22 protein-coding genes and 2 pseudogenes are annotated in these 26,372 nt (G+C 43.1%); 12 read left to right on the forward strand and 12 right to left on the reverse strand.

What is annotated here, in order from left to right; all coding sequences use genetic code 11:
- Positions 1-36 precede the first annotated feature (36 nt).
- The gene (gene cysC, locus QFZ78_RS14590; protein WP_307548526.1) at positions 37-561 is read left to right on the forward strand and encodes an adenylyl-sulfate kinase; all 525 of its coding nucleotides are present in this window, start codon (positions 37-39) and stop codon (positions 559-561) included.
- A gap of 78 nt (positions 562-639) precedes the next feature.
- Here the strand turns inward: cysC and QFZ78_RS14595 are convergent.
- A pseudogene (locus QFZ78_RS14595) lies at positions 640-1,095 on the reverse strand (GDP-mannose 4,6-dehydratase); the annotation flags it as partial.
- 62 nt (positions 1,096-1,157) lie between these two features.
- Between QFZ78_RS14595 and QFZ78_RS14600 the strand changes: the two are divergent.
- The 4 genes from QFZ78_RS14600 (at position 1,158) to QFZ78_RS14615 (ending at position 3,726) form a co-directional block, all read left to right on the forward strand.
- Complete coding sequence (locus QFZ78_RS14600; RefSeq protein WP_307548527.1) at positions 1,158-1,667, forward strand: hypothetical protein; 510 nt, start codon at positions 1,158-1,160, stop codon at positions 1,665-1,667.
- Positions 1,627-2,103 (forward strand): glycosyltransferase, encoded by a 477-nt coding sequence (locus QFZ78_RS14605; protein WP_307548529.1) that lies wholly within the window; start codon positions 1,627-1,629, stop codon positions 2,101-2,103. Before QFZ78_RS14600 ends, QFZ78_RS14605 begins: the two co-directional genes overlap by 41 nt.
- 529 nt (positions 2,104-2,632) lie before the next feature.
- On the forward strand, positions 2,633-3,340 hold the full coding sequence (locus QFZ78_RS14610; RefSeq protein WP_307548531.1) for a DUF1361 domain-containing protein: 708 nt from the start codon (positions 2,633-2,635) through the stop codon (positions 3,338-3,340).
- Complete coding sequence (locus tag QFZ78_RS14615; RefSeq protein ID WP_307548533.1) at positions 3,337-3,726, forward strand: glyoxalase superfamily protein; 390 nt, start codon at positions 3,337-3,339, stop codon at positions 3,724-3,726. Before QFZ78_RS14610 ends, QFZ78_RS14615 begins: the two co-directional genes overlap by 4 nt.
- A 137-nt stretch (positions 3,727-3,863) precedes the next feature.
- On the opposite strand, the gene QFZ78_RS14620 is transcribed toward QFZ78_RS14615, so the two are convergent.
- Positions 3,864-5,282 (reverse strand): aspartate ammonia-lyase, encoded by a 1,419-nt coding sequence (locus QFZ78_RS14620; RefSeq protein WP_307548535.1) that lies wholly within the window; start codon positions 5,280-5,282, stop codon positions 3,864-3,866.
- A gap of 523 nt (positions 5,283-5,805) precedes the next feature.
- On the opposite strand from QFZ78_RS14620, the gene QFZ78_RS14625 reads away from it, so the two are divergent.
- Complete coding sequence (locus QFZ78_RS14625; protein ID WP_307548536.1) at positions 5,806-7,005, forward strand: ornithine--oxo-acid transaminase; 1,200 nt, start codon at positions 5,806-5,808, stop codon at positions 7,003-7,005.
- Between the two features lie 244 nt (positions 7,006-7,249).
- Here QFZ78_RS14625 and QFZ78_RS14630 read toward each other — a convergent pair whose 3' ends face one another.
- From QFZ78_RS14630 to QFZ78_RS14640, 3 genes are all read right to left on the reverse strand, one after another.
- Positions 7,250-7,957: a carbohydrate-binding family 9-like protein gene (locus tag QFZ78_RS14630; RefSeq protein WP_307548539.1), complete on the reverse strand. Its 708-nt coding sequence runs from the start codon at positions 7,955-7,957 to the stop codon at positions 7,250-7,252.
- 24 nt (positions 7,958-7,981) lie between these two features.
- A complete protein-coding gene (locus QFZ78_RS14635; protein WP_307548541.1) occupies positions 7,982-8,425 on the reverse strand; it encodes a DUF2663 family protein in 444 nt (147 codons plus the stop codon).
- A 118-nt stretch (positions 8,426-8,543) separates the two neighbouring features.
- Complete coding sequence (locus QFZ78_RS14640; RefSeq protein WP_307440156.1) at positions 8,544-8,777, reverse strand: cold-inducible protein YdjO-related protein; 234 nt, start codon at positions 8,775-8,777, stop codon at positions 8,544-8,546.
- A 156-nt stretch (positions 8,778-8,933) separates the two neighbouring features.
- On the opposite strand from QFZ78_RS14640, the gene QFZ78_RS14645 reads away from it, so the two are divergent.
- The 5 genes from QFZ78_RS14645 to QFZ78_RS14665 all read left to right on the forward strand — a co-directional run bounded on the left by QFZ78_RS14645 (position 8,934) and on the right by QFZ78_RS14665 (position 16,646).
- Positions 8,934-10,199 carry an MFS transporter gene (locus QFZ78_RS14645; RefSeq protein ID WP_307548543.1) on the forward strand — a complete coding sequence of 422 codons (1,266 nt, stop codon included), beginning with the start codon at positions 8,934-8,936 and terminating at the stop codon, positions 10,197-10,199.
- Between the two features lie 119 nt (positions 10,200-10,318).
- On the forward strand, positions 10,319-12,688 hold the full coding sequence (locus tag QFZ78_RS14650; RefSeq protein WP_307548545.1) for an AraC family transcriptional regulator: 2,370 nt from the start codon (positions 10,319-10,321) through the stop codon (positions 12,686-12,688).
- A gap of 413 nt (positions 12,689-13,101) precedes the next feature.
- Positions 13,102-14,754 carry an extracellular solute-binding protein gene (locus QFZ78_RS14655; RefSeq protein ID WP_307548547.1) on the forward strand — a complete coding sequence of 551 codons (1,653 nt, stop codon included), beginning with the start codon at positions 13,102-13,104 and terminating at the stop codon, positions 14,752-14,754.
- A 70-nt stretch (positions 14,755-14,824) separates the two neighbouring features.
- Positions 14,825-15,754, forward strand: coding sequence for an ABC transporter permease (locus QFZ78_RS14660; protein WP_307548550.1), 930 nt, complete (start codon positions 14,825-14,827; stop codon positions 15,752-15,754).
- 16 nt (positions 15,755-15,770) lie between these two features.
- Positions 15,771-16,646, forward strand: coding sequence for a carbohydrate ABC transporter permease (locus QFZ78_RS14665; protein ID WP_307548551.1), 876 nt, complete (start codon positions 15,771-15,773; stop codon positions 16,644-16,646).
- 68 nt (positions 16,647-16,714) lie between these two features.
- On the opposite strand, the gene QFZ78_RS14670 is transcribed toward QFZ78_RS14665, so the two are convergent.
- The gene (locus QFZ78_RS14670; protein ID WP_307555680.1) at positions 16,715-17,548 is read right to left on the reverse strand and encodes a CPBP family intramembrane glutamic endopeptidase; all 834 of its coding nucleotides are present in this window, start codon (positions 17,546-17,548) and stop codon (positions 16,715-16,717) included.
- A gap of 2 nt (positions 17,549-17,550) precedes the next feature.
- Positions 17,551-18,105: a PadR family transcriptional regulator gene (locus QFZ78_RS14675; protein ID WP_307548554.1), complete on the reverse strand. Its 555-nt coding sequence runs from the start codon at positions 18,103-18,105 to the stop codon at positions 17,551-17,553.
- Positions 18,106-18,409: 304 nt separating this feature from the next.
- Between QFZ78_RS14675 and QFZ78_RS14680 the strand changes: the two genes are divergently transcribed.
- The gene (locus QFZ78_RS14680) at positions 18,410-19,732 is read left to right on the forward strand and encodes an IS4 family transposase (protein WP_307548556.1); all 1,323 of its coding nucleotides are present in this window, start codon (positions 18,410-18,412) and stop codon (positions 19,730-19,732) included.
- Between the two features lie 208 nt (positions 19,733-19,940).
- Here the strand turns inward: QFZ78_RS14680 and QFZ78_RS14685 are convergent, their stop codons facing one another.
- From QFZ78_RS14685 to QFZ78_RS14705, 5 genes and pseudogenes are all read right to left on the reverse strand, one after another.
- Entirely contained in the window at positions 19,941-21,698 is a 1,758-nt protein-coding gene (locus tag QFZ78_RS14685; RefSeq protein ID WP_307548557.1) for a glycoside hydrolase family 2 protein, read from the reverse strand.
- Positions 21,699-21,874: 176 nt separating this feature from the next.
- Positions 21,875-22,153, reverse strand: coding sequence for a hypothetical protein (locus tag QFZ78_RS14690; RefSeq protein WP_307548558.1), 279 nt, complete (start codon positions 22,151-22,153; stop codon positions 21,875-21,877).
- 59 nt (positions 22,154-22,212) lie between these two features.
- Positions 22,213-23,298: a GerAB/ArcD/ProY family transporter gene (locus tag QFZ78_RS14695; RefSeq protein ID WP_307548559.1), complete on the reverse strand. Its 1,086-nt coding sequence runs from the start codon at positions 23,296-23,298 to the stop codon at positions 22,213-22,215.
- A gap of 274 nt (positions 23,299-23,572) precedes the next feature.
- The gene (locus QFZ78_RS14700; RefSeq protein ID WP_307548560.1) at positions 23,573-24,772 is read right to left on the reverse strand and encodes a Ger(x)C family spore germination protein; all 1,200 of its coding nucleotides are present in this window, start codon (positions 24,770-24,772) and stop codon (positions 23,573-23,575) included.
- 14 nt (positions 24,773-24,786) lie between these two features.
- Positions 24,787-26,357: pseudogene (locus tag QFZ78_RS14705) on the reverse strand (spore germination protein).
- Positions 26,358-26,372: the final 15 nt, after the last annotated feature.

A 26,372-nucleotide genomic window follows, 5' to 3' on the forward strand; every position in this document is an offset into this window, starting at 1 on the left:
CGAAAGTTACCATAACGGATTGGGAGGGAAAACCTATTGCAAAAAGGTGTTACTGTTTGGTTTACAGGGCTTTCAGGTGCTGGGAAAACAACAATCAGCGGCTTAGTAGAAGCGGAGCTTAGGCAATCGGGCAAAAAGGTGGAAGCACTGGACGGCGATGTTGTGCGAAGGAACTTAACGGCTGATCTTGGTTTTTCTAAAGAGGATCGATTTACAAACATACAAAGAGTGGCCTATGTGGCGACGCTGCTTACCAGAAACGATATTATTGTTCTTGCGTCCTTTATATCCCCGTATCAGGAGATGAGGGATTATTGTCGGAAGGAGATCGGTTCTTTCATTGAGGTGTTTGTTAAATGCCCCTTAGAGGAATGTATCAGTAGGGATGTGAAAGGACTCTATAAAAAGGCACTGAAAGGGGAAATTTCGCATTTCACCGGAATTACGGATCACTTTGAAGAACCGATGAACCCCGATGTTGTCGTTGAAACAGGGGTTGAAACCCCGCAAGAGAGCGCTGCGATCATCATGGCTTATTTGGCGCGTAATCACTATGTATAAAGGCAATAGCCCTAGTCCTAAATTCAAAAGGACTAAGGCTGTATAAATCAGATTCTTACTCGGCAGCTCATGCTGAATTTATGTCTGCGCCCGCCAATAGTTCAATAAATCTTTCATTGTTTGTTCAAATGGAATTTCTGGTTTCCAACCGGTTTGTTGATGAAATACGCTGTAGTCACCTAGCAGAATCTCTACATCCGAAGGGCACAAACGGGCAGAGTCCTCCCGGATCTCAATATTAACCGTGCTAAATGATAATAATTGGTTCAACATTTCCTTGATGGTATAACAGGTTCCGGAAGCGATATTGTAACACTCTCCTGCTTCTCCTTTTTCAAGAGCATCCCAATAGGCTCGCACGACATCCCTGACATCCGTAAAGTCTCTCTTAGCCGTAAGATTGCCTACACGTAAGATTGGCTCTTGTTTACCCTTTTCAATATCGGCAATTTGCTTGGCAAAATTAGATGTGACGAAGTTCTCACCTCTGCGGGGTCCCGTATGATTGAAGGTTCGGGTTCTAACGACATGTATGGACGACAGTTCTAAAACACATATAGGAATTTATCTTGGATATTCTGGAAGAGTGAGCATGGATGGAGAAGGTATCGGAAGGTTTACTATTGAGAAGTAATGATACGGCTATTTATGTGACGGCAATACAGGAAAATTCTTTAGAGGTTGAGCGAATATTTGAACGACTATTAATTAAGTATCCGAGTTCACTAATCATAAAAATATCGGATGATATGGTCTGGATTAATGAGAATATTCCAGTACACGTATGGATCGTCCCTTATGTCGGCTTAGAATCAGCCATCCAATTCCAGACGCCCTATATTCTATGCTTACATGATTTGGTATATCTACACTTTAAGGAGCTTTATTATGCATTGTATCCAGACTTTTGTTATAGATTGGATGGTATCGTTCATAATGTTGTGGGAAACGCAGCTGCAGTCGTCTTCCCTTCCAACCATATTCGCAATACCGATGGACTGAACCATCTTACATTAAATATGAAAAAGACAAAGGTTATTCGCTTAACTGCTCCTGTTGAAGAGTATGCGTCATACTTTAGTATTTACAGCTCCGTATCTGCATAGCCCTAAATCAGCAGAAATTTCCGGAATACTAAACGGATGTAACGATATAGAGGCCCGTAACAGTGTTATTTTTCTAGATAGACTACCATCAAGTGATCTTCCGTCACTCTATAAATATGCTATAGCCACGATTGTGCCTACGCTCTTTGAGGGGAGCTGTCCCTTCCCCATATTGGAGTCTTTGGCAATGGATACCCCGGTTGCAATAGGTAGAATTGAGGTTACTGAAGAAGTTATTCCAGAAATGGATGCCTTTATAACTTTCGACCCTTATTCTGTGTGTGAAATCGAAAAAGCAATCCACGACCTCTGGATGCACAAAACAACCTTATTGCCTAGGCAAAAGCTCGCTATAAGTAATGTACTACAACGGAAATGGTCCGAGGTTGCGGGCGAGTATTACTCATTAATCCATCAAATAATGGATTCAAACTGATGGAGCACATGTACAACACTACAGCCCATGAAATTTATGATAGGCCTGACGAAACACTCACGCTGGATTAAACCAGACTACATCGGCACTTATGATTGGCCAAATGTTCAAGCATAACCGGAATATTTTATCATATAGATTCCGTACACGATTTTCTGGCAGCTGCAAATACCCCAACTTCATTTCCACAATATAAGGATAAATATAATCGTCGTATTCAACGCCTCTTAAATTGTATGGAAACGAATGAGTGGATTCTTTTTGTTCGCTCTGTGCAACCTATGAGGAAGCTAACGAGCTTGAAAAGATATTATCAGGTCTCGTTAAACATCATTTTTGTATACTTCTGATTTTAAATCGGAGATTCTAATAAAGTTACGGAGAATAGCAGTAAATCTCAAAGCCGTCTTCCCATCCAATCCCCTCATGCTACAGTTTTTGCTTGTTGTAGTTTGCAAATAAAGGTAAAATGGAGACACAATCTTGGACAGGCATCACTACAAAATACAAACCAAACGTGGAGAATACAATGAAAACCTTAAATCATTGGTACCTGAATCTCTTTCTGATCCTACTCTCTTCTTCCACAGTTGGGGTCTATTTTTTGTTCAAAAACCAAACCTATTTTGAGTTTCTTCTTTGGAACTTATTCCTCGCATGGATTCCGTACATCCTTGCTGCGGCAGCCTATTTTATACATACCCGAAAATCTACGATCTTCAGAAAGTTCATTTTAATCGTGGTCGGTTTAGCCTGGTTGTTATTCCTGCCTAACTCTCCGTATGTCATAACCGATTTTATACATTTAACGATTTTGAAGGACTCATATGTCCAAAAAGGAGCATTCTCCTTTGCCTATTGGTATGATTTTTTCATCATCTTCTTATTTGCATGGAACGGTCTATTGCTAGGGTGCAGCTCCATGTACATGATTCAAAAGATTTGGAAAGAGCGATTCAATCATGTTGTTTCATGGCTGATCATCGCAATGACCGCGCTTCTATCCGGGTACGGCATACTTTTGGGAAGAGAATATCGCTTAAACAGTTGGGACGCTTTACGCAATAACGGCATACTGGAAATCCTACGAGAAACTCTGCATCAAGATGCCATCATTTTCTGCTTATTAGTCGGATTTGTTATCATGACGGTTTACGTAACCTTTTATGTACTCGTAAATGGCTTAGGCAGTTCAAGAAACTCAAGTACATACATAAACGATAAAACAAGGAGATGATTGTTATTACAACCATTAAAGGTGTCACGCCCATTTTCAGAATGTTCGATGAGAGGAAGGCAAAGGAATTCTACATAGATTACTTGGGTTTTTCGTTAGGGTGGGAGCATCGTTTTGAGAGTGATATGCCCCTTTATATGGAGATCAGTTTAGGTGAATGTAAATTACACTTATCTGAGCATTATGGGGATTGCAGCCCGGGTGCAGCGGTTCGAATAGAAATCGTGGACATAGAAGCATTTCATTCTAGCTTGATAAATAAAAAATATAGATATTCTCGCCCCGGTATAGAAACCAGCCCGTGGCATACCAAAGAAGTCTGCGTCACGGATCCGTTCGGGAATAAGCTGACTTTTTATGAACCGTTAAAAGACCATATGGATTAAGACCTCGCAGGCTGTAGTCCAGGAAGATGATGTAAAAAATGCCCCCAACTCATCTACCGATGGGTCGGGGGCGCTCGTTTTATGAGCAGGCTTTAGCCAACTGTCGTAGACTGCAAAGCTTCCTTCACCCAGATGCCCTAATCGGCAGGTTGCAGCAACCTATCACCAGCGATGCCCGGCGTGGTCATCTGTATGGGATTGAGGATTTCTTCAATCTCCTCAGGTGTAAGCAGCCCACGCTCTAGGATGAGCTCTTTGAGCGTCATGCCAGTGCGAACAGCTTCTTTCACTAATTGCGCGGCGACTTCGTAGCCGAGATGCGGGTTCAAGGCTGTGACGATGCCAAAACTTTGCTCGACATAAGTCGCGCAGCGCTCGCGGTCGGCTTCCAAGCCCTCAATCGCAAAGCGCTCGAACACGTCAGCCGCGTTCCGCAGTATTTTCAGCGATTGTAGAAGGTTGAACGCAAGTACGGGGCCCATTACGTTAAGTTCGAATTGACCTGCTTCGCAGGCCAAGCAGATGGTATGGTCGTTGCCAATGACTTGGAACGCCACTTGATTCACAACCTCCGGCATAACAGGGTTTACTTTACCCGGCATAATGGAAGATCCTGGTTGTCTCGGCGGCAGTTTCAGCTCCCCTAAGCCTACGCGAGGACCTGAAGCCATTAATCGAATATCATTGCATATTTTTGAAAGGTTCACGGCGCATACTTTCAGGGAAGCGGATAGCTCCGTGTAGGCATCCATGTTTTGGGTGCCGTCGACCAAATGCTCGGCTAGTTCAATGGGTATGCCTACTTGCCCTTTTAGATGAAACATAACGCGTTCCACATACTCAGGTTTCGCATTAAGCCCTGTTCCTACAGCAGTAGCCCCCATATTAACGGTCAAAAGCCCCTTAGAAGCATGACGGATACGATTGATATCACGCTGGAGGACACGTGCATAAGCGCCGAATTCTTGGCCCATACGAATAGGAACTGCATCCTGGAGATGCGTTCGTCCCATTTTAATAACATCATCAAATTCCGTTTCCTTACGTGCAAAAGCACTCTGGAGTGAAATCATCGTCTCTATCAATTGTTCAGATAAACGGTACGCGGCAATTTTGATGGCGGTAGGGATAACGTCGTTTGTGGATTGCGACATGTTGACATGATTATTCGGATTACAATGGAAATAATTGCCCTTTTCCTCGCCAAGCAGCTCCAACGTCCGGTTAGCAAGCACTTCGTTCATGTTCATATTGATGGAGGTTCCCGCTCCGCCTTGAATAGAATCAACAATAAACTCCTCAAGCAACTGACCTTGTCTCACTTCTTCAGCTGCTTTGACTAATTGTTCACCGATTTTTTTGGGCAGCATGTGTGTTTCCATATTCGCTAATGCAGCCGCCCTTTTTACTTCTGCCAGAGCTGTAATGAGTTCTGCGTGAATTTTAACTCCCGTAATTGGAAAATTCTCTAATGCGCGCATCGTTTGAATGCCGTAATATGCTTGGGATGGAACTTGTTTTTCACCTATAAAGTCTTTTTCAATGCGATGAGTCATCGTACACACCATTCCTTTTTCTACAAAGTATATTGCTCGATGTTGCGAAGTAGGTGTTCCGAAAATCCTTCTAACTCTCTGTCGCTAGACCAACTGAGCGCAATACATGGCATTCATAAGCGCTCATCTGAAGAATTCGCGACCGCTTTCAAGAATCCTGCACATATCTGACATGTTCTGTAATAATTTTTTGACCACTGATCAATTTATCCCGCTTCTAATAATATTTCCTATTTTGACATTTCAAGTCTTCTCATCACTGCAACAATTCATAAGGATTTGCACATAATGATTGAACTTGGCCAATTTCGTGAAGACTTGTATCACTGTCTAAAGCTATGTATTTATATATGCTAGGAGAAGCACAAACGCATAGGGGATTTACCTCATAGAATTTATATTGCAACGTTCATGAGTTGACGAATACAATGGATTAAACAAGCTCGCTTTGTGAGACCTTCAGAAAGTTACAGAGAATGCCGGCGAGCTTGGCTTACAAGCTGCACGTCAGGGAGGAATTGTTATGGATACGACAAGTTCGATGATTATTGAAAAAACGGAAAAATACGGGGCTCGCAATTACCATCCGCTGCCAATCGTGATATCGAGAGCGGAAGGCGTATGGGTCGAGGATCCGGAAGGCAACCGCTACATGGATATGCTTAGCGCTTACTCCGCCTTAAATCAAGGACATCGTCATCCTCACATTCTGAGAGCGCTTCATGAGCAAGCCGAGAAGGTTACATTAACATCTAGAGCTTTCCATAGCGAGACGTTAGGTTCGTTTTATGAAAAATTAGCGAATTACACCGGTAAGCCGATGATTTTACCGATGAATACCGGTGCCGAAGCGGTCGAAACCGCAGTTAAGGCTGTTCGTCGTTGGGGCTATGAAGTGAAAGGGATCCCCGCCGATCAAGCTGAAATTATTGTCTGTGAAGGGAATTTCCATGGACGGACAGTCACGATCACTTCCTTCTCATCGTCGCCGGAATATCAACGCGGCTTCGGGCCTTTTACGCCGGGATTCCGCATTATTCCCTACGGGGATACTGCGGCGCTTCGTGAGGCCATCGGGCCGAACACGGCGGGGTTTCTGTTCGAGCCTATTCAAGGCGAGGCTGGTATTGTGATTCCGCAGGCCGGTTACCTGCGGGAATGTTATGAGCTATGTCAGGCGAATAAGGTATTGTTCGTCGCGGACGAAATCCAGACGGGATTCGGCCGTACGGGTCGCCGCTTCGCTTGCGACTGGGAGGGTGTAACGCCGAACCTGTACATCATGGGCAAAGCCCTCGGTGGCGGCGTGTTCCCGATCTCGGCGGTCGCCGGAGATCGAGAGGTTCTTGATGTTTTCGAGCCGGGCTCCCACGGCTCGACGTTCGGGGGTAATCCGCTCGGCTGCGCCGTCGCGATCGCGGCGCTGGAGGTCACCCTGAACGAGCGGCTCGCAGAGCGCTCGGATGAGCTTGGCGCTTATTTCCTGAAGCGGCTTCAGGAAATCCAATCTCCGCAGATTACGGAGATTCGCGGTCGTGGGCTGTTCATCGGCATTGACCTTAAGGTTTCAGCGCGTCCGTTCTGTGAAGAGCTGAAAGCGAAAGGTCTACTGTGCAAGGAGACACACGAGCATATCATTCGCTTGGCACCGCCTCTTACGATTACGAAGGAAGAGCTCGATTGGGCTTGGCAGCAAGTAAATGACGTGCTGAATGAGGCTTAGCTCATCAAGAATAATAAGCAAAAATAAGCCCTCTAGCTTTTGTTGAAGCTGGAGGGCTTTGCTTTAAGAATGTTTTTCATCGTTAGCGAGCCACCCTTTGCGCACCTCTGCCACTTTAGCGATGAAAAACATCGTTACAGACCACATTCGCGCGCCACCACCACTTTAACAATGATAAACATCGTTACAGCACCCCCACTATTCTATACCCCTTCCAGCCAACCGATTCCGCAGGATTCTGTTTCTATTCTTTCACAAAAACAAGGGTCCCGAATCGATGCGGCATATGGAAATCGACTTTCCCTGTGGGGGACCAAGCCCAGTAATGTCGATTTCCTTCTATATCATCATCAATTCTATATAAATTCCAACGCCATTCAGCGCCATGCTGAGGTGTCCGGTTTCCCCCATGCTCTTGCTCTTGCTCCCGCTCATGCTTCAGCTCCTGCTCCTGCTCCAGCTCTTGCTCCTGCCCCCGCTCCTGCCCCCGCTCCCGATCCCGATCCAAATCTGCAAAAGGAATTCGCAGGTCATAAGTCTTCCACCCATCAGCCCCGTCCAAAACCTCGGTATGCATTCCCTTCGCATCCCATGCAACATCTATCTCTTTATCCCCACCGTTATAATGGATCAAAGCATCGAATACGACGTTGCGCGGACTCACTTCGAACTCGTAATAAACCGCTCCGGTACCGCTTTTATCAATAAAAACCTCAACCACATCTTCCAAATAAATAGGATCATCTCGTCGCTCCATCGTTGCCACGACGTGATCATCCTCGCATTCGAATCGTATATGCAAAGCATCAGTTGTCCAACACGCGCGAAAGCGAGTCTTGAGCCGCGGCTTCTCTCCCGTTACAACTTCCCTTAAATAAGGGGCCTCAACCTCAATATCTTCCCACTTCCGTATCCCGTTCTCTGCATCGATATAGCGACATTCATATCTCATCCGTTCCGTCATCCTCGCTCCCTATTAACTCTTGTATACAATATTAATATCATACTCGTTATGTAGAAAGCTAGAAATTTGATCCCGAGATTCCGACTTCACATCCTTTAACCAGGATGCGTCCAACTTATCGATGACTTCCATTCTTAAATTCTCGTATTTCGACTTCGCTTTTTCAATTCTAGTCACACGATTTCTTGTAAATAGGAACAAAGAGATACAAGCAAGGAGCGAACCAGATAGAAGCCTATTAGTAATAAGCAAATCTAGGATGGCTAATGCATTGCCGCCTGAAACTAATAAAACCTTTCGATAGAAAGAGATAATGAAATAAAGAATCAGGCCACCTGTTAGAATGGCGAATAAAGGTTGCGTATCTTTGAGCTTGTCCCATTCCTGCTTCCTATCCCGAAGTTTGTAGAGTATCTTGATCGCATCGTCACTTAGATTAAGCTCAGGCCATTGCATAACGCATTCCCCCTCTCTAGCATCTTATGCTTGGTCACTGCTATTCTTTCCAAAAAAAAAGACCAGCAGCATCTCTCTTCACGCTAGGGCGAAGATGCTATTGATCTTTTAAATTTTACTAGAAACGTTTTTTCCCAACTAAAAACTTTTTATTTCCTTTTTTAACTGTCACAGGCACATGCTTATAGCTGCGCACCATCTGATTTTTACATAATGGACAAGTCGGTAAAGCTTCCGTAACGAATTCTTTGCGAACCCATGCTTTACAATCTGTCTCTTTACATTTCCAAATTTCAATCTGTTCGACTTCTGGCTTTTGTTCTTCCGTCACGGTACTTGTTGGTGTTGACATTCAGTTATGTGCTCCCTGCTTCGTAGATTAGACTACTTATTATTATACAGATCAGATCGAATATCAAGTCTTTCTCGTGTTCAAACTTATTTACCGATGGTAGAATAGAAAAGGCGGTTGCAATTTAGACACAGAATACAAAGGCAGGAATAATAAATGACAAACTTACTACGTGAATGGAAGTCACAATTTCATGGCTATAGCCGAAACATTATGCTCTTCTTTTGGTTTAATTTTGTATGGAACTTAGGTTTAGGTATGTTTGGTCTCGTTTATAACCTTTATGTTAGAAGTCTCGGCTATGACCAAACGACTGTTGGCAGCATGGTTGGCATGGCGTCTCTGGCCGCGGCCATTATTCTTATTCCCGCGGGCCTAATGAATGATCGTTTCGGGCCTAAGCGTGTCATTACATTTGGACTCATTTTTACCATCATAACATTGACTGCTCGTTCCCTTATTGAAGCCAATGAGGGGATGCTCATATCGTCATTCTTAGGCGGTATGGCTCTTGCTGTTGTTTCTGCAACCATTCTTCCGTTTATGGCCAACAACTCTACCCCACAACAGCGCGTTCACCTGTTCAGCTTTAACATGGCTCTTGTCATGCTAGCGAATGTAGTTGGTATTGCACTGGGGGGCGTTCTCTGTGACCTTTTTCAATTCATTATCGGTTTAGACGAAATTCAAAGCTTGAGATTTACATTATTAATTGGAGTCGGTATCGCAGCACTTGGCTTTATACCTATGGCTTTTTTCGAGAAAAGTGAGCAAGAAATACAGCCGCGCAGCGAATCACTAAAATGGAAACAAGTGTGGAGCGTACATAAACCATCCATACAGGTTATTGGTATTTTTTGTTTATTAGGCTTGTTGTCATCCATGGGTGGGGGCATGATTGTCCCCTATTTAAATGTGTATTTTGAAGATCGCTTTGACGCTTCCAAATCCGCAATTGGCATCGTCGTAGCTTTAGGTCAAGCCGCAACCGCGATTGCTTTTCTCATTGGACCCATGATTGTAAAAAGATTTGGAGAAGTTAAATCTGTCGTATACCTGCAGTTATGTTCAATTCCATTTCTCCTCCTAACCGCTTTTTCTGCTAACTTTTACTTATCATCGGGTGGATACTTGTTCCGACAAGCCTTAATGAACGCCGCTAATCCTTTTTATAATTCGATCAAAATGAGCTACGTCAACCGATCACTCCGGGGATTAGCATCCAGCTCAGGGGAAGCCGTTTTTCATCTAGGTTGGTTCCTTGCTTCTCCCCTAAGTACAGGCCTTGTTTTCCACTATGGCTCTTACTACGGATACGCGTATGCTTTCTGCATCACAGCTGTAGTCTATACAGTAATCTCCTATTTATTCTACTTCTTTTTCGGAAAAAATCGGTTTAAACCCGTTGATGAATCCGCATAAAAAATTGCTTCTTTCTATCGTTGACTTGAACGATGGAAAGGAAATACAATACTTGAGAGCGCATTCATTTCTATATCCTAGTGCTCATTATCGATGATCGATTGTGAGGGGATTTGCTTATGCGGAATAAAATCTTCTTTAATGGACAAAGTATCGTCTTAACGTGGATGATTTCCTATATCGTCATTCTACTTTTACCTGTGGCGATCGGCTTATTATTGTACATGGAATCCAGTAAAACACTGAAGGAAGAAATTCAGCAAGCCAATGATTCTCTTTTAAAACAAGTTCGGGAAATTATGGACAATCAGTTTAAAGCCATGGAACAACTGAACTTCGAGATTACGTGGAATGTAGGCGTTCAGGAGTTGCTCTATTCGAATAAATATGAAGCATTTCCCAAAGAATATAGATATGATGCTTATCAAATCTCACGTGTCCTTTCCATGTACAAAACCTCCTACCCGCTAATTGATTCTTTCTATATTTATTTAAATAAAGATCAATCCGCTATTCTTCCTACCACCGTTAGAACAAAAAACTTTGCCTATGAAACTTTACATATGAGCGATGCTTTCTCTTTCTCTTCCTGGCAAGATATTGTAACCCGAAGCAATTTCAAAGGCTTTATTCCCATGTACCGGATTGGTGACGATAACAAGCTGCAAAAAACGGTAGCTTACATCAGCACATACCCACAAGAGCATAATAAACCACTGGCTACCAATGTCATTATGGTCGATCAGTCACGTATTATTGGCGCCATTCAAAATATGGAAATTTTCAACAAAGGTCACGTACTTATCCTAAATAATGAAAATCAAATTTTAGCTTCCAACTCCACAGATTCACTTCCTGCCGATTTTCCTTTTGATAAATTAGAGAGCTCGTCTAACTTCTATTACACCGATTCTAGTCGCGAGAAATATGAAGTTTTCAACATTCAGTCACCTCGTTCCAAACTAAAATATGTGTCTATGATGCCCAGCACTGTGTATTGGAAAAAAGCCTCTCACATCCGCAACCTGACTTATACGAGCATGGCGATCAGTTTGCTTGGTGGGGGTATCCTGACCTACGTATTTCTAAGAAGGAATTACAATCCAGTACGTCGGTTGGTTCAAGCATTTTCCAAAAAACAGACCCTACAATCCCGTCGAAGATATAATGAATTTCATTTCATACAAGAAGCCGTGGACAATACATTAATCGAAATTGCCGATTTCAAGAGTAAAATGGAGCAGCAGCGGCATATTGTCCGCTCGCACTTTATCGAAAAGCTGCTGAAAGGAAAATTAGACAGCCAAATTCCTATCGATGAGGCCTTAACAACCTTTGAAATGAAACTAGACCGGCAGGATTTTGCCGTCATGCTATTTGTAGTCGATAAGAGTGAACCCTTCTTTGAACGAATTAACCATACGCCCGAAGGGGATAAATGGAAACTTCTTCAATTCATTATTATGAATGTCGTGGAGGAGCTATTATCGGAGCGGCACCGCGGCTATGCAGCCGAAATTGATGATACCCTTGCTTGTTTAGTCAATTTAACCATGGAGGATGGATATAGCTCCAAGCTGGAGTTACTTAGAATCGCAGACAAAGCGCAAACTTTCCTCTCTTCGACCTATGACATTCATCTTACAATTTCAATTAGTAGTATCCACGAACGCATCGCTAATGTACCTCAAGCTTTCTTAGAAGCCCTAGATTCCATGGCCTTCAAGCTTGTTATGGGTGGACCAGAGATTCTATCATATGATGATTTGCAAGCAAATGTCACTTGCGAGTCTAATACTGGCTATTATTATCCAACGCAGATTGAGCAGCAATTCATGTATGCCGTGAAGCTGGGGGAGCTTGAAGAAGCACAGCTGATTCTTACCGAGATTATGAATAAAAACTTTGATAATCCTGGCATTTCGGTCTCCCTAACGAAGTGCCTCATGCTCAACTTAGTAACCACCATGATGAAAAGTATTAGCGAAACCGGAGATATTCAGGAAAGCTTTTTTATCCGCAACCCTAAACTGCTCGACCGACTTCTATGCAGTAAAACCGTTCAAGACATGCAGCTCCAGCTCAGTGAGATGCTCGAGCAAGTATGTGCTTACACGTCCGCTAAACGGCAGCATACGATTTCACATACACGACAGAAAGCACTGCAGCAATTAGTAAATGAAGTAACGGCCTACATCGAACATAATTATACAGATGCCAATCTGAATGTCACGATGATTGGCATCCACTTTAACCGCAAAGCCACCTACCTATCGAAGCTATTCAAGGATTATGTGGGAGAGGGGCTACTCGATCGCATTAATAAGGTCAGAATCGAAAAGTCCAAGCAGCTGCTGGGGCAGCAAGAACAATCGGTAGGCGATGCAGCTTACGGGGTAGGCTTCAATGATATTAATGCTTTTATTCGGGTTTTCAAAAAGGTGGAGGGCATCACACCAGGGAAATACAAAGAGCTGATCGAAAAATAAATGATGTGACGTAATTACTGTTAGTTAAGACAGCCGCGGTGCCCCTTTTTTCACATATAAGGTAGTTGCAACGTTCCTGCCCCTGACCAGCTGCGATATTCTGCCGTTCCTCAAGCAAATATTGGCTATTTTGATGAAGCAATTGGATATTTTGTAGATTCTACACGCAGAATTCGAGAAGCAATTGGATATTTTGCTGATAGTTGAAATGGAAGCGTTATCATATACTTAGGTCAGACATACGGCTCCTAGGCTAACATAAGTTTTAAACCGTTTTCCAGGGAAACTCATTATCGCTTCGCGACCCGTTTTCTTAATTCGGCAATGCTTACACTGCCAGTTTTTCTGGCGAAAAACTCAGTAACGCTTTCGATGCCAGTTTTTCTGGCGAAAAACTCTTAGGAGGTCAACCTATGAAAAAGAACAGAAAAAAAATGTTCACCATGCTGGTTGCAACATCATTGATAGGGAGCTTAACTGTCGCATGTACATCCAACACCCCGACTGCAGTTGATACGGCAAGTCCTAAAGCAACTACTGGGGGAACGACGGCTCCGAACACAACTGCTGTCACTTATCCGCTCAAATCGGACAAAACATTAACTTACTGGGGCGAGCTTCCCGGTAACCTAACTGGCGTAAAAGCAGCCCATGCAGATGTTCCCTTCTTCCAAGATTGGCAGAAGAAAACAGGCGTTCCATTGAAATTCCTAGCTCCACCTACGAACCAAGGCGCTCAAGCTCTGAACGTTATGTTAGCATCAGGTGATCTGCCCGATATGATTGAGTTTGATTGGCAGGGAGCATTCCCCGGGGGGCCTGAAAAAGCGATCAAAGACGGATACATTCTGAAACTGAACGATACGATTGATAAATTTGCTCCAAATTTAAAGAAATACCTCAAAGAGCATCCTGATGTTGATAAACAAGTAAAAACCGATAATGGCAGCTATTATTCCTTCCCTTTTATCCGCGGCGATGATTATCTGCGTGTGTACCAAGGTCCTATCATTCGGAAAGATTGGCTTGATGATCTAGGTCTGCCTGTTCCTCAAACCATTGATGAGTGGTACACAACACTTAAAGCCTTCAAGGAGAAAAAAGGCGCTACAGCCGCTTTCTCTGTCGTAAGTGTTCCCAGACCTTTCAACGAGCTAGGAAACGGCGCTTTCGCCGGTGCCTTCGGTGTGACACGTGATTTCTACATCGATAATGGAACAATTAAATTTGGTCCAGCTGAGAAAGGCTACAAAGACTTCCTTGCTACTTTTCACAAATGGTATGAAGAAGGACTCATCGATAAAAACTTCGCAACGGCGGATGGTAAGGCTTTAGACGCTAACATGGCCTCAGGCGCAACAGGTGTTACCGTACAAAATGCAGGTGGCGGAATCGGTAAATGGCAGCCGCTAATAACGGCTAAAGATCCTAAAGGAGTTCTCATCGGAGCTCCATATCCGGTTCTCAAAAAAGGTGACATCGCAATGTATGGTCAGAAGGATCCAGCGAATTCGCCTGGAGGTATGGTTGCTATTACAGCTTCTTCCAAAAATATTGAGACCGCAGCGAAGCTTCTTGACTATGGTTACTCCGAAGAGGGCCATAATTACTTCAACTTTGGAACCGAAGGTGTTTCGTATAAAATGGAAAACGGATATCCGAAATATACGGACCTTGTCATGAAAAATCCTGATAAATTGGCACCTGCGCAAGCGCTGTCTCTCTATGTCCGCGGTAACTATAATGGTCCATTCGTCCAGGATAAACGCTATATCGAGCAATATCTGGCTTTGCAAACACAACGTGATGCCGTTTCTACTTGGCAGAAAACGGACGTTGATAAACACAAATTGCCTCCTATTACAGCTACACCAGAAGAAAGCACAGAGCTTGCCAAAATCATGACTGACCTCAATACACTAGTCGACGAAATGACGCTCAAAATTATTTTAGGAACAGAGCCCGTCGATAGCTTTGATAAATACCTGGAGAAATTCAAATCCGTTAAGCTAAGTCGTGCTATTGAAATCAAAAAGGCATCCTTAGATCGTTTTAACAAAAGATAGATAACAAGCCAAGGGGAGGGCTGCGGCTCTCCCTACTTTACTAGAATCCCATGGCGAAAGGAGAGATATCATGCGTAAAGCAGGGGAAACAACCTTTCAAATACGCTTCAAGCGCGATTTTCTGCTGAATAAATATTTATACCTGATGATGGTTCCCGTTCTGGCTTACTACTTTGTTTTCCATTATGCGCCGATGTATGGAGCCTTGATTGCGTTTAAAGAGTATACCCCTAATAAAGGCATTCTGGGCAGTGAGTGGGTTGGCTTCCAACACTTTAATGATTTCTTCAGCAGCTATTATTTCTGGCGAATTCTCAAGAATACCGTCATTATTTCCCTTTACTCGCTATGTTTTGAATTCCCAGCTCCGATTATTTTGGCGATTCTTATTAATGAGCTTACGAATAAAAAGTTTCAACGCTTCGTTCAGACGGTCACCTACATGCCGTATTTTATTTCGCTCATCGTTATTGTTGGAATGATCAAAGATTTTACAAATAACGGCGGTTTAATTAATAACTTTCTGACTTATTTTGGCTTCAATGATACGGCTATGTTGCAGAAACCGGAATTGTTCCGAACGATCTACATTTTATCTGAAATATGGCAAAAAATCGGATGGGAATCCATTATTTATCTAGCCGCACTCATGGGCATTGACCAGGAGCAGTACGAAGCGGCGAAAATGGACGGGGCCAACAGAATCAAGCAAATTTGGCATATTACCTTACCTGGTATTCTCCCAACCATTGCGATCATGTTCATTCTACGTATGGGAAATTTGTTGAACGTAGGCTTCGAGAAAATTATTTTGCTCTATAACCCCAGCACTTACGATACGGCGGACGTCATTTCTTCTTTCGTTTATCGTAAAGGGCTCATAGAATTTGGTTGGAGCTACAGCTCGGCGGTTGGTTTGTTCAATTCTGTGATTAATCTAGCCTTACTCATTGCAGCAAACAAAATAAGTAAAAAGATAAGTGAAAACAGCTTATGGTGATGGAGGTGGTGTTGAAATGAAAACGAGCTATTCGGACAGAGTATTCGTCACGTTAATCCACGTCTTGTTGCTTATGCTTGTCGTCGTTACCCTGTATCCACTTCTCTATGTCACTTTTGCCTCGTTTAGCGACGCCGGCCAATTGATCACGCATAAAGGGTTCCTGATTAAGCCTCTGGGCTTCAGTTTAGAAGCTTACAAAAGTGTTTTTAATAACCCTGCTATTCTAAAAGGCTACCAAAATACGTTGTTTATCCTCTTTTTCGGTGTCATTACGAACCTTATTGTAACTGCTTTAGGCGCTTATGTGCTCTCCCGCAAAAATGTGATGTGGAACCGTGTATTCATCTTCGTTGTCGTATTAACGATGTTTTTCAGCGGTGGACTTATTCCTCTTTATCTCGTTGTAAAAGGCGTTGGATTAATCGACTCCCTATGGGCGACCATTTTGCCCTTTGCCGTCAACACATTTAATCTGATCATCATGCGAACAGCTTTCATGGCAGTCCCAGAAAGCTTGGAGGAATCTGCTAAAATGGATGGGGCCAATCATTTCGTGATTCTTTTTCGCATCATTATCCCGCTTTCCATGCCTGTCATTGCCGTGATGATCTTGTACTATGCCGTTGAGAAATGGAATGGTTGGTTCTATGCGTCCATCTTCCTAAAGGATCGTGATCTCTACCCGCTCCAGCTTACCTTACGGGAAATATTAATTGCGAATAACACCGATTCCATGTCATCAGGTGCTAATGCTGCAGATCAATTCCAGATTGGGGAGACGATTAAATATGCAACCATCATGGTAGCTTCGGTCCCAATTCTTATCTTGTATCCATTCGTGCAAAAGTACTTCGTCAAAGGCGTCATGATTGGCGCTGTCAAAGGGTAAAAACAAATCGCCGTTCGCCTCTTAAACGAGGTGACGGCGATTTGTTTATTCTAAACCGGGAGCTGCGGCTATGTTGGGAATCCAGGAGGACCTTGCCGAAGTGTCGTTCTTTTTCTTCTTTTATACATCCATACACCAGCAAGTGCTGTTAAGACAATGGCGATGATTCCTTCCGGACTGGGCATAGCCAAATAACTAAATTCTACTTTCACAAGTACGAACTTTTTCAGAATCAATGTATCAATGAAGGCATTTCCAGCCATGTGCATGAAGACGGCAGGCCAAACGCTTCGAGTCATCAGCAGAATCTCACCGTACAGAACCGCCATGACGATCATGCCAAGCATCATGCGAGGGATAAAGGTGATCATGCTTTCCGTGGTCTCCACGAATAGAAATAAATAAGGGAAGTGCCACACGCCCCAAATTAACCCCACGGCAATATGAACGATAAAACGATGATAACCTAGCGTATAAAGCTTTGGAGCCAAATAGCCTCTCCATGCAAATTCCTCAAAAATGTTTTTGATGAGGCTTGGTACAAGAGCTAAACCGACTGCTGTTAAATAGTGCGAAGACATTGGGGACATATCCGTCCACCCCAAGCTTGAACTGATTCCGACAATCACTATTGTCATTAGAGGAAAGAATAACAGGCTCAATATATAAAGAAATACGTTTCCTTTGACCCGAGGTCTGATGCCGAAATCTTTCCACCCATCTCCCATCCAACTGCGCAAAATGACCATCGTCAGAAGCGGAGACACAATCCAAATCAATTGTCCCAGACTGCCATTCTCAACCGTACCGGCCTGCAAATCAACTAGCCGTCCGATCCAGCCGCAGCTTAACGCAACAAGCGAAAAAATAATCACATTCCGCAGCGTTTTGTTATCCGTCATTTTCAAGGTCTCAGCTCCTCTTTTATTTTGTGTACATATTTCTCGTACCACGCCTTCAAGAAATCATAATAATCACTTCCGAATTCCAAAGTATCCAGCCTGCTTCTCACCTTCGGGTTGTTGAGTAACTCTTGGTTTTTCCCTAGTTGTTCCCGATTCATTTGCTGAAACATCTTCAAAGTGGACCGGACCGTTTCGATCTCATTCAAGTACGCTTCGATGATATCGAGTTTTCTAGATTCTTCGACGTAATTGAAGAAGAACATTTTGACGAGTGCCGGATCCCTTGGTTTGTCTAATGCGATCGGCTCACCAGCCCAACTCAGGAATTCCTTTTCTCCTTTCTCCGTGATCGAGTAAACCTTCTTGTTCCTCCCCCCCTGACGCACCTCCGTTAAATGAACATGCCCATTCTGAACGAGTTTCTTTAAGGCAGGCTGTATGCTCCCTTGGCTGGAATTATAGAAAAATCCGGTGCTTGCCTCCATGCTTTTCTTAAGATCATACGACGATTTATCCCCGTCCAGCAGCAAACCCAGAATAATTTTGTCCTGCATGATGGATACCTCCTTTTATTTCTAATAGACATGTCTACTAGACATATCTAATTTAACTTAATGTTATTCCCTTTATTTGCTTCTGTCAACATGATTACACATTGCAGCCAGCAGATCGTCACAAGCAAAAAGGGAACCCCGAAGGACAATGTCATTAAGTTAAGGCGAAAGGCCAAAATCAAGAAAAAGAGCAGGTTATCGAAAAGATAACCCGCTCTTTTTTTACGTCCAAAAGAAAAAAGAACTTGACAAGCAGTTGGAAATGTGTGGCGAAGCCCCTTGAAAAAACGAGGAGGTTACGCCAATGGATGAGTACTCGAATTCGCTAAAAGAAACACTGACATCCCTCATACGAGAAATGTCAGCTGCACCAGCACCTTTTGTCAAAAACCCCGAAAAAGATTTTACCCGAAAGAAAAAGCTTCCCTTTGAAACGGTTATGCAACTCCTGATCTCAATGGGGGGCAACAGCTTATACAAGGAGATCTTGGAATCACAAGGCTATGACGTAAATACCGCAACCACTTCTGCTTTTGTCCAGCAGAGAAATAAAATCCTGCCGTCTGCTGTGGAATGCTTGTTTCACGAATTTACGCAATCGTATACCGATATCAAGGACTACCGTGGGTATCGATTACTTGCCGTTGACGGTTCGGATTTGCATATCGCAACTGACTCTGCGGACACGGACACCTATTTTCAAAGTCAACCGAACACAAAAGGCTATAACCTTCTGCATTTGAACACAGCCTATGACTTGTGCAATAGACTTTACGTGGATGCGATTATTCAGCCACGAAGGTTGAGCAATGAGGGAAGGGCGCTGGCTGCTATGGTTGACCGTTCCCCCATCAAGGGCAAAACCATTGTTACTGCCGATAGAGGTTATGAAAGTTACAACAATTTCGCTCATATTGAACGAAAAGGGTGGAATTATGTCATACGGGTAAAGGATTTGGATTCCAGTGGTATTCTTTCGGGTTTGTGTTTGCCCTCTGGCGGAGCGTTTGATCTGGACGTTCATCTGACACTCACCAAAAAACAAACCAAAGAGGTCAGGGTTCATCCCGAGATTTACAAGTTCGTCCCTTCCACGTCTACCTTTGATTTTTTGGATTTGCATGAGAACTTGTTTTACCCGATTTCCTTTCGGGTTGTTCGTTTCGTCTTGCCAAATGGCGCTTATGAAACCGTCATTACGAATCTTTCTGCCGCTGATTTCCCACCCGATGAAATCAAGTCCATTTACAACATGCGATGGGGCATCGAAACCTCTTTCAGGGCATTAAAATACACGGTAGGTCTGACGAATTTTCACGCAAAGAGACAAGAGTCCATCACCCAAGAGATTTTCGCAAGAATGATCATGTACAATTTCGCTGAAATGATTACCTCGCACGTAGTCATTTCCCAAATGGATAAACGGCACCAATACCAAGTCAACTTCACAGTTGCCGTTCACGTTTGTAGACATTTCCTGCGCTCAAGGGACGATGAACCCCCGCCCGATGTTGAAGCACTGATTCGCAAAAACATTTTGCCGATTCGACCCATCCGCCCAGGACAGCAGAATACGCGCAAAATCCGCTACAAATCCGTTGTTAGCTTCGTCTACAGAGTAGCATAATTCGTTTCACATGAACATTTTTTTAAGCGGAAAGTTCATCCGCTTTGTTTGCTGTACGCTTTTTCCTTGCTGGCGCAAGAAAACAAACGGCACAGGGCTTTTCCCATGCCGTTTTGGATTCTATTTTTATTCACGGTCTTGTCTTTGAGCCTAACTTAATGACATTGCCCCGAAGGATTCCCTTTCATCTTAATCCGTGTAAGCCAGATTACTTGCGATCATTAATAGCTTTAATGATTTCTACAGGAATTTTCGGCTTTCTATCATAGGTTAGAAGGCCGTTAATTTCCTGCTCAACGTCGGTTAACTGCGTGTAACAGTATCCCTGTACAACGCCTGAGTTTAACAGAGGACGTATGACAGCGCGAAGCTTTTTCTCATAATCCTCGTCATTATCCGCCCCGGAATATCCCCAACCTTCCCATTCGCTTTTCTTGTAAGCAATACCGCCAAATTCGGTAACAAGAATCGGCTGATCTTCATAAGGGAAGCCTTCAACAAATAAGCGGCGATTCGCTGGCATCGCATGAACAGCTTTATCGATAGAACTGTAGCGCTCTTCCAGCACACCTTCACGCCACTCATAGTCATGAATGGTGAGCAGATCCGTTTTCACTAGCTCCCAACCATCGTTAGACACAACCGGACGCATCGGATCAAGCGATTTAGTCAAATGATACATGGTCAAGGCATGCTGCTGCTGCAATTTATCGATTTGAATATTAGGCACTCCCCAGCTCTCATTCAGGGGCACCCAGGCAATAATGGAAGGATGATTGTAATCGCGCTCGATAGAGCCTATCCACTCATTCGTAAATCGACTAACATACTTCTCTGTATATTCGTACGCATTAGCAGCCTCGCTCCAGACGACCAATCCGAGTTTATCGCACCAGTATAGAAATCTTGGATCCTCCAGCTTTTGATGTTTCCGCGCGCCGTTAAAGCCCATTGCCTTCGTTAACTCGACATCTTGCTTGATCGCTTCATCACTAGGCGGCGTCAAATTGCCATCTGGAAAATATCCCTGATCCAGAACCATTTTCAAAAAATAAGGGCGGTTGTTCAAGCATAATTTACCGTCTTCGATGGATACCTTACGCATGCCGAAATAACTCGTTACCACATCTACAGCTTGATTATCAACCAGCAGCGTGAATGTGACGTCATATAAATTCGGATGATCAGGTGTCCACCAAGCTCCGAGCCCATGATCGTTGAAATCATTCAGGCGAATTTTTCTCGCCCCGGAGCTGCTTCTCATCCCATACGTATCTTCCGAAACGAGTTCTCCATTAAATGAAATCTCTACTTTGAGCTGTAGCTTGGCACTTGAGTCGGAACCCTGGATAAAGAATTGGAATTCCACTTGTTTCTCATCGATATCTGGGGTAATTTTCACTTTGTCCAAATAGCCGTCGGCAGATACCGCTTCCATCCACACGGTTTGCCAAATGCCTGTCGTTCTTGTATAGAAAATACTTGCGGAATCCGTATGCCAATATTGCTTTCCTCTCGGCAGCGTAACATCTTTGCTATAATCCACCGCTTTGACAACCAGTTTATTCGTCCCAGCCTGAAGCGCATCCGTGATGTCAGCATGGAAAGGGGTATGCCCACCTTCGTGCTTAGCAACTAGCACCCCATTCACCCAAACCGAAGCTTCGTAATCCACCGCTCCAAAGTGAAGAAGTATCCGCTTATTCTGAAAAGCTTCGGGTAAAGTTAGGTCTCGGCGGTACCAGACAACATCGTGAAACTCATTACTCCCAATGCCGCTCAATTTACTTTGAAAAGCGAATGGCACTTGAATGGTCTTGGATAACTTTCTATTCCCTAAATGCCACTTCTCTTTACTGCCCACACGATCATCATCGAATTCAAATTCCCATTTGCCGTTCAGGTTGATCCAGCTATCTCTTACAAATTGAGGTCTAGGGTACTCAGCTCGTGGTTGGTTGGTCATCGGTCATCATTGCCTCCATATAATTAATTTAAAAGTTAACTAAATAACATAAATAACTCTTAAATTATTATCATATCAAGCTCCCATAAAGTCAATACGCGTTATTTAATTAACTTTTAAGTAACGCAAAGAGAACACCTCTTCTTGGAGGTGTTCCGTTCCTTTTTACCATATATTCAATCGATGTATCCGGCAAACCCCTTTTTCATTAAATAGTCCATCTCAGCTTCCAAAATGGTATCTACCGTCAGTTCTGTCAATTTCACATCGGGTCTGCCCAGAATATGATCGATCAGTTCATCGCTATCAATATCCACTTCCCCTTTGGCATTTTCTTCTGCTTTACTAATAAAAGCTTTCTCATATTGCAACACTAGCTGAATTTGCTGAGTATCAGCCTTCGTTTTTTCTACGATGAATTGTAGAAGCTCTTGCTCGTTTAATTGCTCAGTCATTTGAAGTCATCTCCTATTGGTTGTTTATGATATTGTAGCATAGTTGCTCGTGTTTTTAATTATACTCTCTTTCGTATGACGGCTGTACCAATCATACACACAGGTATCAGAAATCCAAATGTGCAAGCGTAGGTAAACCATATTTTAGAAACAAAGTTAAGAAAGTAGCTTGTATTTGGGTATGACACAATGGATAAAACGATCATAATCATCCCTAAAGGGAAGAGCAGGGGACGAATTTCTTTCATCTTCATAATTTGAGCGAGACTAAGGGCTGAAGCATAAAAACAAATCGTAAGCTTGAAGAATATTGTGATAAACCAGATTCCCGCCATAATGACTTCCAATCTTTCCAAAAATCCTCCAATACTGATCATTTTAGCCAAGTCATAGCTTGGATACATTTGCCTTGCAGTCGTGCCTGCACCAAGAACCAGAATCGATATCAGGGATATAATGATCAATATGACTCCCGCGATCATCGTTCCCATAAGAAATGCTTTATTAGCTTTTTGGGCGCAATTCACATAAGGAATAACCATCAATAATACGATAAGTTCCATAAATGGGGTTCCGATAAAGGGTAAGCTCGCTCTGATAATAGGCTTAAAGCCTCCGCCAAAATAAGGTTCAAGTTGAACGAGTCGGATCTGAGGCAGCAGAAAAATGACCATAGCACAAAAGAAAATCATAACCCAAGGGAAAAAAATTTCCCCGGCACGCGCAATGGTTTCAAGACCGTGCCAATTTGCCATAATTACAGCTGCGAGAAATATCATGATTGTAAACTGAAGCGGTGTATCTGGGAGAACCTGAGTTGTCATAAAGTCGCCAATGTTTCGCAATACAAGAGCAGCAAGGAGGAAAAAGAAGCTAAAATAAAGTAAGGTAACTATTTTCCCTATCCAAATGCCGAAAATAGCCTCGCACATCTCCACCAAAGTTTGCTTAGGAAATTGCCTTACCAATGCACTATATAAGTAGACTGTCAGTAATCCAATACTTACTCCCAGAATGGCGGCTATCCATGCATCTTGCTTTGCTTCCACGGTGAGGCCTGCTGGAGATATTAATATGGAACTTCCAACCGTAAATAGTGTGACTAGAATGGTGAATTGTCGGATACCAATAATACCATTTTCCATTTCTTTATTGTTCCCTCCTCTCGTTCTATCTAATTTATTGCAAAAGCCCTAGTATGAACTCACTAACAGGTTGAAAAACAAAGGTGATCAAATCTAGAGGGTTGGGCAGCTTCACACGCAAACTTTGGGCAATGCTCAGGAATGTACCGAGCAATAATAAACAACAAAAAATAAAGAATTCTTTATACTGCCTTTTCTTCCTAAGCTTTGGGATCTCCAGCATCGCGATAGCCGTAGAGACCAATAGTATCATAGCGATTGTCCACATTTTTGATCATTCCTTTGAATTTTGTACCAGAGGATCACTTACGGTGCCCAGGCGACGAATCTTCACATCTGTATTCACATGTACAGGTAAATCATGGAATTCTTCCTTCCATTTGTCTTTGTTCTTATTCCAATATTTGGGGGCCGCGCGATAAATCGCTTCACCAAAGCCGCAAATATCCACATTATATTTTCTTGCTTTTTGAATCGTCGATTCGATAATGGTTTTCACCTCTTTTTCCGATAATTTCTCCAGTTCTTCAATGGTCTGAGGATCGAGAAGATCGATCTTGCATTGGACTTCACCCACATTCTGCTCAACAAAAACATCAACATTAATTTGCGGCTTGCCGTTCTCCACTTTTCCTTTCATTCTCGTTTTCGCTCGTACCACTTCTACGGCTATAATCCCGCCCGTTGGACAAGTTATATGTCCGATCGTGCTCTTAACGTTGTCTAAAATATAATTGTAGCCTTTGCTTTCTTTTTCATTAAGCCAACCGATAAGTTTGTCCTTTTTAAAAATGGCTACACCCGAATATTGCAAGAATGCAAAAGGGGCTGTTCGATTCACATTACTTTTATTTTCACTTTTACTCGGATCTCCGTTGATTTGTATGCCTGTTAATACAGGATCTTTTCCTTCTGTTTGCAGATCGGAAATTAACGTATTTAATTTTACTTTAACCGAAGGCGCCCAAAGCTGTTCGGACAACTCTAAAGTTTTAAACATTTTATTTGAGGGAATTTTCTCAATAGGTGTAAGGATATTTAATATATTCGCAGCCGTTGTTCCTCTGGCTACAACAATATTGAAATCAGCTCGCATTTCATGATTCCTTGAAATCCCATCCAGTATCGGCGTAATCCCTTCTCTAGCCAATTCTTCGCTAATCACAAGAATCCGAAGATGAGAAGAGTACACCTTTCTTGGACTCTGTGTGGTAATTTTTCTTAATGCTTCAAAAATGGTTTTGGATGTAGCTTGAAAAGTGCTGACAGGCGCAGCCAGTCCGACCCCGCCCTTACTTGAAGCCACTTCAGCAGGGTTAACAATTTGAATCGTCACCTGCACTTGATCATCTTTTTTATCAAAACCCATTCCAACCGATATTGCGATATCATTAAGCTCGCGCCGACTCCAACATCCCGTGAGTAAGCCAATCATAATAAACAAACCAATGAAAAGCATGACACATCTTCGCATGATGACTCCTTTATCTAGGGCCTGGGTTCAGGCTTATTTGAAGAAGCATTGTTCTCTCTAATGTTATTTTTTTGACTGATGAGTCGAGGCCTTTCATGTAATGCCCATTGCGGCAAACGAAAAATCGTATCTTTCTGATCCGCTAGGATAAAGGGTGCCATTGGCGACATATACGGAATTCCGAAGGACCTTAAACTGCACAAATGAAGAACAATAGCGATAAGCCCCACTGTAACGCCATATAAACCAAAAGATGCCGCGATAAGCATTAAAAGAAATCTCAAAATTCGAATCGTTATCCCCATATTGAATGAAGGAATGACAAAATTGGAAATGGCCGTGATGGCCACGATGATAACCATCGCCGGAGATACCAAACCTGCTTCTACTGCGGCTTGCCCGATGACTAGTGCTCCTACAATGGAAACAGCTTGTCCGACAGTCTTCGGCAACCTCACACCGGCTTCTCGAAGGATTTCGAAGGTGATTTCCATGACGACCGCTTCGATAAAAGCTGGGAAAGGGATTCCTTCTCTTTGAGCGGCTAAACTGATCAGAAGTGAGGAAGGCAGCAGTTCTTGGTGAAAGGTGGTTATGGCAATATATAGCGATGGAGCCAACAACGAGATGAAAAAACATACATAACGTAGTAAACGAAGGAGTGTTGCAAAATCCGCGCGTTGGTAATAATCCTCAGCAGATTGATAAAATTGAGTGAATAACGCAGGTGCCATAAGCACAAAGGGAGTGCCATCGACAAGAATAGCAATACGTCCTTCCATTAAGCCTGCGGCAATAACATCAGGGCGTTCCGTATTGTACAGAGTAGGGAATGGGGTGTATGTTTCGTCTTGGATCAACTCTTCAATATTGGCACTTTCAAAAATCGCATCAATATCAATGCGCCCAAGCCGAATTCTTGCTTCCGCCACCAACTTGTCATTCACAATGCCATTCATATACATGATGGCGACGTCCGTTTTCGTCACACACGCCCGATTGTCATGGATTCCATCCATAAGTTGGGGTCTTTTATTTTACGTCTGATCAGCGCGGCGTTGGTGCTTAACAGCTCAGTAAACCCTTCCCGAGGTCCCCTTACGACTGATTGAGTCGTTGGTTCTTCAACGGAACGATGTTCCCCGCCCTGTGTATTCGCCGCTAACCCCTGTACATATCCATCCAGTAAAATAACCGTTAACCCCGATAAAATAGATTGATATAAGGTATCAAAATCAGGAATTTCGCGAACTTGACCGAGGGTGCTCACTGAACTTCTTAAAGCGTCCAGCGGGAACTCACATGAATCAACTTTTAGATTTTCGGTAAGCAGGGTTTGAATAGCGATTGGACTAATCAGTCCATTCATGTAAATGACTCCTATTTGTACCGGATCTGCGTCATTCAGATGTATGGTCTGCGTAATGAGATCGCTACTATTTCCAAAGGCTTTCTTGACTTTGTCGAAGTTAAGATCAAGGGACCCCTCGAGTAATTCCTTTGAAATTGAGAAGCCACTCTGATTGAACCGAGCATCAGTTGAGTTGTTATAATTATTCTTAAGAATTTTTTTAATAAACTCCACGAATTCGCCCCCTAT

The sequence above is a fragment of the Paenibacillus sp. V4I5 genome (assembly GCF_030817255.1).
Lineage (GTDB): Bacteria > Bacillota > Bacilli > Paenibacillales > NBRC-103111 > Paenibacillus_E.

What these genes read in the sequence shown, in the direction of transcription:
- QFZ78_RS14690 (WP_307548558.1), bottom strand. Translation starts at nt 22,153, where the DNA reads ATGACTGAGCAATTAAACGAGCAAGAGCTTCTACAATTCATCGTAGAA.
- QFZ78_RS14665 (WP_307548551.1), top strand. Translation starts at nt 15,771, where the DNA reads ATGAAAACGAGCTATTCGGACAGAGTATTCGTCACGTTAATCCACGTC.
- QFZ78_RS14670 (WP_307555680.1), bottom strand. Translation starts at nt 17,548, where the DNA reads ATGACGGATAACAAAACGCTGCGGAATGTGATTATTTTTTCGCTTGTT.
- QFZ78_RS14645 (WP_307548543.1), top strand. Translation starts at nt 8,934, where the DNA reads ATGACAAACTTACTACGTGAATGGAAGTCACAATTTCATGGCTATAGC.
- QFZ78_RS14685 (WP_307548557.1), bottom strand. Translation starts at nt 21,698, where the DNA reads ATGACCAACCAACCACGAGCTGAGTACCCTAGACCTCAATTTGTAAGA.
- QFZ78_RS14660 (WP_307548550.1), top strand. Translation starts at nt 14,825, where the DNA reads ATGCGTAAAGCAGGGGAAACAACCTTTCAAATACGCTTCAAGCGCGAT.
- QFZ78_RS14610 (WP_307548531.1), top strand. Translation starts at nt 2,633, where the DNA reads ATGAAAACCTTAAATCATTGGTACCTGAATCTCTTTCTGATCCTACTC.
- QFZ78_RS14695 (WP_307548559.1), bottom strand. Translation starts at nt 23,298, where the DNA reads ATGGAAAATGGTATTATTGGTATCCGACAATTCACCATTCTAGTCACA.
- QFZ78_RS14635 (WP_307548541.1), bottom strand. Translation starts at nt 8,425, where the DNA reads ATGCAATGGCCTGAGCTTAATCTAAGTGACGATGCGATCAAGATACTC.
- QFZ78_RS14680 (WP_307548556.1), top strand. Translation starts at nt 18,410, where the DNA reads ATGGATGAGTACTCGAATTCGCTAAAAGAAACACTGACATCCCTCATA.
- QFZ78_RS14655 (WP_307548547.1), top strand. Translation starts at nt 13,102, where the DNA reads ATGAAAAAGAACAGAAAAAAAATGTTCACCATGCTGGTTGCAACATCA.
- QFZ78_RS14675 (WP_307548554.1), bottom strand. Translation starts at nt 18,105, where the DNA reads ATGCAGGACAAAATTATTCTGGGTTTGCTGCTGGACGGGGATAAATCG.
- QFZ78_RS14605 (WP_307548529.1), top strand. Translation starts at nt 1,627, where the DNA reads ATGCGTCATACTTTAGTATTTACAGCTCCGTATCTGCATAGCCCTAAA.
- QFZ78_RS14620 (WP_307548535.1), bottom strand. Translation starts at nt 5,282, where the DNA reads ATGACTCATCGCATTGAAAAAGACTTTATAGGTGAAAAACAAGTTCCA.
- QFZ78_RS14625 (WP_307548536.1), top strand. Translation starts at nt 5,806, where the DNA reads ATGGATACGACAAGTTCGATGATTATTGAAAAAACGGAAAAATACGGG.
- QFZ78_RS14600 (WP_307548527.1), top strand. Translation starts at nt 1,158, where the DNA reads ATGGAGAAGGTATCGGAAGGTTTACTATTGAGAAGTAATGATACGGCT.
- QFZ78_RS14700 (WP_307548560.1), bottom strand. Translation starts at nt 24,772, where the DNA reads ATGCGAAGATGTGTCATGCTTTTCATTGGTTTGTTTATTATGATTGGC.
- QFZ78_RS14615 (WP_307548533.1), top strand. Translation starts at nt 3,337, where the DNA reads ATGATTGTTATTACAACCATTAAAGGTGTCACGCCCATTTTCAGAATG.
- QFZ78_RS14630 (WP_307548539.1), bottom strand. Translation starts at nt 7,957, where the DNA reads ATGAGATATGAATGTCGCTATATCGATGCAGAGAACGGGATACGGAAG.
- QFZ78_RS14640 (WP_307440156.1), bottom strand. Translation starts at nt 8,777, where the DNA reads ATGTCAACACCAACAAGTACCGTGACGGAAGAACAAAAGCCAGAAGTC.
- QFZ78_RS14650 (WP_307548545.1), top strand. Translation starts at nt 10,319, where the DNA reads ATGCGGAATAAAATCTTCTTTAATGGACAAAGTATCGTCTTAACGTGG.